Annotated in this window: 4 protein-coding genes and 1 pseudogene; 3 read left to right on the top strand and 2 right to left on the bottom strand. The window is 70.5% G+C overall.

Going from position 1 to position 6,112, the window contains the following annotated elements; translation table 11 throughout:
* Window positions 1-50: 50 nt before the first annotated feature.
* Window positions 51-881 (bottom strand): intradiol ring-cleavage dioxygenase, encoded by an 831-nt coding sequence (locus ACFXB5_RS02185; RefSeq protein WP_385201537.1) that lies wholly within the window; start codon window positions 879-881, stop codon window positions 51-53.
* Window positions 882-1,202: 321 nt separating this feature from the next.
* Here ACFXB5_RS02185 and ACFXB5_RS02190 point away from each other — a divergent pair, with 321 nt between their 5' ends.
* Window positions 1,203-2,342: a polysaccharide lyase family 1 protein gene (locus ACFXB5_RS02190; protein ID WP_385201539.1), complete on the top strand. Its 1,140-nt coding sequence runs from the start codon at window positions 1,203-1,205 to the stop codon at window positions 2,340-2,342.
* Window positions 2,343-2,416: 74 nt separating this feature from the next.
* On the opposite strand, the gene ACFXB5_RS02195 is transcribed toward ACFXB5_RS02190, so the two are convergent.
* Window positions 2,417-4,105: a PHP domain-containing protein gene (locus ACFXB5_RS02195; RefSeq protein ID WP_385201541.1), complete on the bottom strand. Its 1,689-nt coding sequence runs from the start codon at window positions 4,103-4,105 to the stop codon at window positions 2,417-2,419.
* Between the two features lie 132 nt (window positions 4,106-4,237).
* Here ACFXB5_RS02195 and ACFXB5_RS02200 point away from each other — a divergent pair.
* Window positions 4,238-5,125 (top strand): annotated as a pseudogene (locus tag ACFXB5_RS02200) (endonuclease); the annotation flags it as partial.
* A 57-nt stretch (window positions 5,126-5,182) separates the two neighbouring features.
* A complete protein-coding gene (locus ACFXB5_RS02205) occupies window positions 5,183-5,983 on the top strand; it encodes an EI24 domain-containing protein (protein WP_385201543.1) in 801 nt (266 codons plus the stop codon).
* The last annotated feature ends 129 nt before the right edge of the window (window positions 5,984-6,112 follow it).

The following is a 6,112-nucleotide window of genomic DNA, read 5'->3' on the forward strand; positions in this document are numbered from 1 at the left end:
AGGGGGACGGGGAGCGGGTGACGGGGGACGGGACGAGGTGCGGCGGCCGGTCAGGCGTCCGGGTCGACGCCGACCGTGAGCGTGCCGCGATAGCCGGTGGACGGCGTGCTGCCCAGTGCCGTCACGGCGAGCAGTCCGGCGGCGGTGCCGCCGTTGCCGTAGATGCCGTCGGCGGACAGGGGAGTGCGGGGGACGGTGTTGGTGGAGTACGGGGAGAGCTTGGCCACCGCCTCGGTGATCTTCTCGTCGAAGAAGAGCTGACCGGTGTGGATCTCGTTGCCGCCGGTGAACGAGCCGTCCGGGGTGAGCGTGACGCCCGTGTGCACCTTGAGGTGGACATGGATGCAGCGGCCTCGGTACCAGCCGGGGTAGATCCCGGTGAGCCTGGCCACCCCGTCGGTGCCGGTGAGCACGCCGCCGCGCAGGAACTTGCCGTTGTCCGGCTCCTGGTGGCCGTTGTTGCCGACGAAGCCGGAGTACTCGCCGAGCGCGTCGCAGTACCAGATCTCCACCAGCGCCTTGTTGAGGGGCGCGCAGGTGGCGGTGTCCACGGCGGTGAGGACGAGCTCGAGCGGGACTCCCTTCTTGTCCTCGGCGACATCTGCGCGTACGAGGGCGTGGTCGAGGTAGTACGGGCCCTCGGTGAGCTCCTTGGTGAGCGTGCAGATGGCGGCGGTGTCGCGGGCCCCGGTGCCGCTGGTGCCGGTGGCCGTGGTGGTCCCGGTGGCCGCGGATCCGGCGGCCGTTTCACTCGCCGCGGCCGACTCCGGGCGGGCGGCGGCCGTGCCCGCGCCGATTCCGATGGCCGCCGCGGCGGCGCTTCCGGCGAGCAGTACTCTTCGGCGCCCCATGGGGGCGGGGGATAAGTCTGTCATGGGCATGGAAAGGTAGGGGCGTTTCCTGTGGGACGCCTGTGGATTCGGCAAAGTCCCCGCCCGTCAACTCTCGATACGGCCAACTCCCTTACCTCATACGGGTGTTGACACCATCACAAGCGCTTACTAGCTTTTTCCGGGATGGCCGCTGTCCGCCGGGGCGATCCTGACCACATCGCCCGGCGCCAGGGCCCCACACCGTCAGAGCCGCAACCTTTGGCGATCTCCACCGGCCTTTGTGATCAGCGTGCTTGCCGCCCACCCTCGCTCATCCCGCAAGCGATTACCCCTCCCGTGTGGAGATCCTCCGAATGAGAGGACTCCCCCATGCGCTCGACGCACGACCACGGCACCACGGACGACCACGGCACCACGGACGACGACGATGTCACGGACGACGGCGATGTCATGGACGTCCCCCGCGTCACCGCCCGCGATCGACGCCGGCTGACCGCGGTCGCCGCGGGCGTCACCGCGGCGCTCGCCCTCGGCGGCCTCTCCACGGTCTCCGCCCATGGCGCGGACTCGGCCGACTCCGCACGCTCCGACACCGCACACGCCACCGCCGCGCCCTCCGCCACGGGGACGCGTCCCGCCGCCGAGACCACCCCCGTCGGCTTCGGTGCCGGTACCACGGGCGGCGGGAACGCCACCGCCACCACCGTGACCTCCCTGGACGCCTTCAAGGCCGCCGTCACCGGTGACAAGGCCAAGGTGGTCAAGGTCTCCGGGCTGATCTCCCTCACCGGCCAGGTGGACATCGGCTCCAACACCACCGTGCTGGGCGTGGGTTCGGGCTCCGGCTTCACCGGCGGCGGACTGCGGCTGAAGGAGTCGACGAACGTCATCGTCCGCAACCTCGACATCAGCAAGCCCCGGAAGCCGTCCGACGGCATCACCGTGCAGAAGTCCACCAAGGTGTGGATCGACCACAACACCTTCTCGGCCGACCGCGACCACGACAAGGACTACTACGACGGTCTGCTGGACATCAATCACGGCTCGGACAACATCACCGTCTCCTGGAACAAGTTCGCCGACCACTTCAAGGGCAGCCTGGTCGGCCACAGCGACAACAACGCGAGCGAGGACACCGGTCACCTCAAGGTGACGTACCACCACAACTGGTTCTCAGACGTTTACTCCCGCATCCCCAGCCTGCGCTTCGGCACCGGCCACTTCTACGACAACTACGTCCAGGGCGCGGAAACCGGTGTGCACTCCCGGATGGGCGCGCAGACGCTGGTCGAGAACAACGTCTTCCGCGACACCGAAGTGGCCGTCACCACCAGCCGGGACAGCGATGTCGACGGCTATGCGGTGCTGCGCGGCAACGACCTGGGCGGGGCGGCCACCGAGATCTCCCGGACGGGCAGCTTCACCACCCCGCCGTACGCGTACACGGCGGAACCGGCGTCCTCCGTGGTGGCCACCGTCACCGCCCAGGCGGGCACGGGAAAGCTCTGAAAAGCGTCAGCGACGGCGCCCTGTCGTGGCAGTGGCAGTGGCAGTGGCAGTGGTCGCGGTCGTGGTCGTGGCCGTCAGGAGGGCAGCACCCACATGGGGTTGGCGTAGAACCACAGATCGCGCCACGGATCCGCATCGCCCGGCACATCCATCGCCGGGCCGTGCGGATCCACCGCCGCGCCCCGCGCGCCCACCGCCACGCGGTTGCCGTCGGTGCCGCGCAGCCGTACGTACAGCGGGCGGTCCACCGGGCCGAGGTCGTAGGAGAGCCGGACCGTTCCCGTCGTGCGGCTCACCTGATACGACTTCACCACCCGGGTGCGCGGCGCCGCGAATGTGTCACGGTCGCTCACCGCGCCCGTGACCTCGCCCTGGATGACGTCCACCCGCGCCAACTCCGGCACGAAACCAGCCCAGTTGGGGCCGTTCGCCAGCGCGATGTCCACCTCGAGCCGCACCCGGGTGCCGCGCTCCACGTGCAGGGTGCCGCCGAGGGTGACCGAACGCCCCCGGCCACCGCCGAGCCGCGCGTCCAGGCCGCTGATCAGCCCGCCGTGGTCCACCCACACCCGGCCCGCCCGGATGCCGTCCATGACGGCGGCGTACGAGAAGTCCTCGGCGCCCACATGGGTGCGGCTGTACTGGCCCGGCCAGTAGTCGTTCTCCTCCAGGTCGAGCCCGCCCCGGTACACCGGGTCGTTCTGCCGCCCGTTGGTCTCGTAGTCGCTGCCGGGGCCGCGCATCGCGGTGTCGGCGTAGACGTTGTGGGAGTCGGAGTTGGCGGTGATCCACCACGGCTTGCCCTCGCTGAGCAGGCTGTCCCACAGCCCGCCCACCGTGGCCGTCATCCAGTCGAAGCCACCCCAGGTGCGGTACGACTCGGCCGGGTACGCGGCGAAGGACTGCGGCCCCGGGGCGTTCTCGTACAGCCCGCGGGCACCGCCCGGACCGTGCGCGGAGGCCGGGATCCCGGCGGCCTGGTGGCCCGGCGCGCCCTCCATGCCCACGGCGATATGCGGCTGGGCGTCCCGCCAGCCCCGGATCTCGTGCGGGGAGTCCAGGCCCTTGCGGGCGGGGTGGTTGGCGAGCATCAGCGCGGCCTTGACCCGCCGCCGGCGCACCGCGTCCGAGAGGAAGTCAAGACCGGCGATGGCCAGGGCCTCGTTCCGCGGGGTGGAGTCGCCGGCGTTCCTGACGGACCCGTCGAAGGAGTTCTCGAACTCCTTGAGCACCGCCACCTCGTCACGGCCGGGGTGGACGAAGACCGTACCGTGCTCGGCGCCGGGGATGTTCCACTCCAGCCCCTGGAAGACCAGCGCGTCCCGGTGGGCCGCGCGCGCCTCGCGGATGTCGGGGTTGACCTTCTCGACCCCGATCCGGGCGTGGGTGACGTTCCCGTGGTCGGTGATCACCATCCAGTCCAGCCCGTGCCGGGCACCCTGCCGCACCTGGTCGATGACCCGGTACTTGCCGTCGTTGCTGTACTGGGTGTGGATGTGATGGTCCCCGGCCAGCCACAGATAGCCGCCGCCGTGCCGGGAGCCGGGCGACGCCGCGCCGTTCGCCGCGACGGCGCGCGCGGTGCCGCCGTCCAGCACGCCCACGGCGCCGAGCCCCGCACCCAGCAGCCCCGCGCGGCGCAGCATCGAGCGCCGGGAGAGCTGGTCGGGGGTCAGTTCGTCGTCTTGTACGGACAGGTCGAGGGCCGGGGGCAGGCTGTGCACCGCGAGTTCATCGTGAGGGTGGTGATGTCCGGGGGCCATGAGCGCGAAGGTAAGGACCGCGGTTGAACACCAGCCGAACACCGCACGCCCAACAGCCCATCGTCACCAGTCAACAACCGAGAGGACGCTCCCTTGAGACGCATAGGACGCTCAGCCGTCACACGCCCCGCCATCACACGCTTAGCCGTAGCCGCCGTGGCGGCGCTCACCCTCTGCACGACCGCGACCGCGACCGCGACCGCGGTGGCCGACACCGGCACCCACCAGGCCACCACGGGCACGTTCAATGTCCTGACCTACAACGTGGCGGGGCTCCCCGAGGGCCTGTCCTCCAGCCACCCCGCCAAGAACACCCCGCTGATCTCCCCCCGGCTCGGCGCGTACGACATCGTCAACGTCCAGGAGGACTTCAACTACCACGCCGCGCTCTACGCCGGTGACGACCACCCGTACCGCACCCCCACCAGCGGTCCCGCCGTCTTCGGCGACGGTCTGAACACCCTCTCCGACCTGCCGTACGACGGCTTCGAGCGGGTGAAGTGGAAGAGGTGTAACGGCACCGACTGCCTCACCCCGAAGGGCTTCAGCGTCGCCCGGGTACGGCTGGCCGAGGGCGCCTACCTCGACCTGTACAACCTGCACCCCAACGCGGGGACGACGGACGCCGACCTCGCCGCCCGCCGCGCCAACATCACCCAGCTCTCCGACTACATCGCCGCCCACTCCGCCGGCAACGCGGTGCTCGTCATGGGCGACACCAACACCCGCTACACCCGCACCGCCGACAACATCCGCGACCTCGCCACCCGCAACGGCCTCACCGATGCCTGGGTGGACCTCGTACGCGGCGGCTCGGCCCCGCCCGCCGGTTCCGACGCCCTCGTCTGCGACCCGGACAACGTCACCGACACCTGCGAGGTCGTGGACAAGGTCCTCTACCGCTCCGGCCCGCAGCTCTCCCTCACCGCCACCCGCTACCACAACGCGCACACATCCTTCCTCGACGCCGACGGCAAACCGCTGTCCGACCACTATCCGCACACCGTCGACTTCACCTGGCAGACCGGCAAACCCGGCGTTCCTGTAGCGCCACGCTAGGCCAGTAGGCTTCGGCCCATGCGTGATCTTGTGAGTGGCTTCGGTTATCTGATGAAGGGGCAACGCTGGGCGGCCCGGCACGGGAGATGGTGGGGGTTCGGGATGATTCCCGCCCTGATCACCCTCGTCGGATACGCGGCGGCCCTCGTCGCCCTCTTCTTCTGGACCGACGACGTCATCGCATGGGCCACGCCCTTCGCCGACGACTGGTCCTCACCCTGGCTCGGCGTCTTCCGCGGCGCGCTCTCGATCCTCTTCGCCGCCACCTGCCTCTTCCTCGCCATCATCACGTTCACGGCGGTCACGCTGCTGGTCGGCCAGCCCTTCTACGAGTCGCTCTCCGAAGCGGTCGACCGCTCCGAGGGCGGCGCGGTGCCCGAGTCCGGGATGTCGACCTGGGCCGAGCTGTGGATAGGGCTGCGCGAGGCCATCGCACTGCTCATCCGCGTCGCCCTCTGGAGCGTGCTGTTCTTCGCGCTGGGCTTCATCCCGGGGGTCGGCCAGACCGTGATCCCCGTCCTGGCCTTCTGCGTGACCGCCTTCTTCCTCACCGAGGAGCTGACCTCGATCGCCCTGCTGCGCCGCGGCATCCTGCTGAAGGAGCGCCGCCGCCTGCTCCGCTCCCGCCGCCTCCTCTCCCTGGGCTTCGGCGTCCCGCTGTCCGTCCTCTTCCTGATCCCGCTGGTCGCGGTCTTCCTGATGCCGGGCGCGGTCGCGGGCGCGACGCTGCTCGTACGCGACCTGACGGGCGAGGACGAGGACGCGCCCCCGCGCGGCGAAACGGCGGCGGGCCCGGCGGGCGCCTTCAACGGCTCGTAGCGGCAGACGCCCGAGTGACGGCCTGTTTGGTCGGCGCGGGGGGTGTGCGGCCGGGCGATAGGGGGGCGGGGCGCCCAGCCGGGGGCGCGGCGTTTGTCGGGGCGCGCGTGGGGGTTCGCCCTCCCGGTG

The organism is Streptomyces sp. NPDC059455 (genome assembly GCF_042750115.1).
Lineage (GTDB): Bacteria > Actinomycetota > Actinomycetes > Streptomycetales > Streptomycetaceae > Streptomyces > Streptomyces endocoffeicus.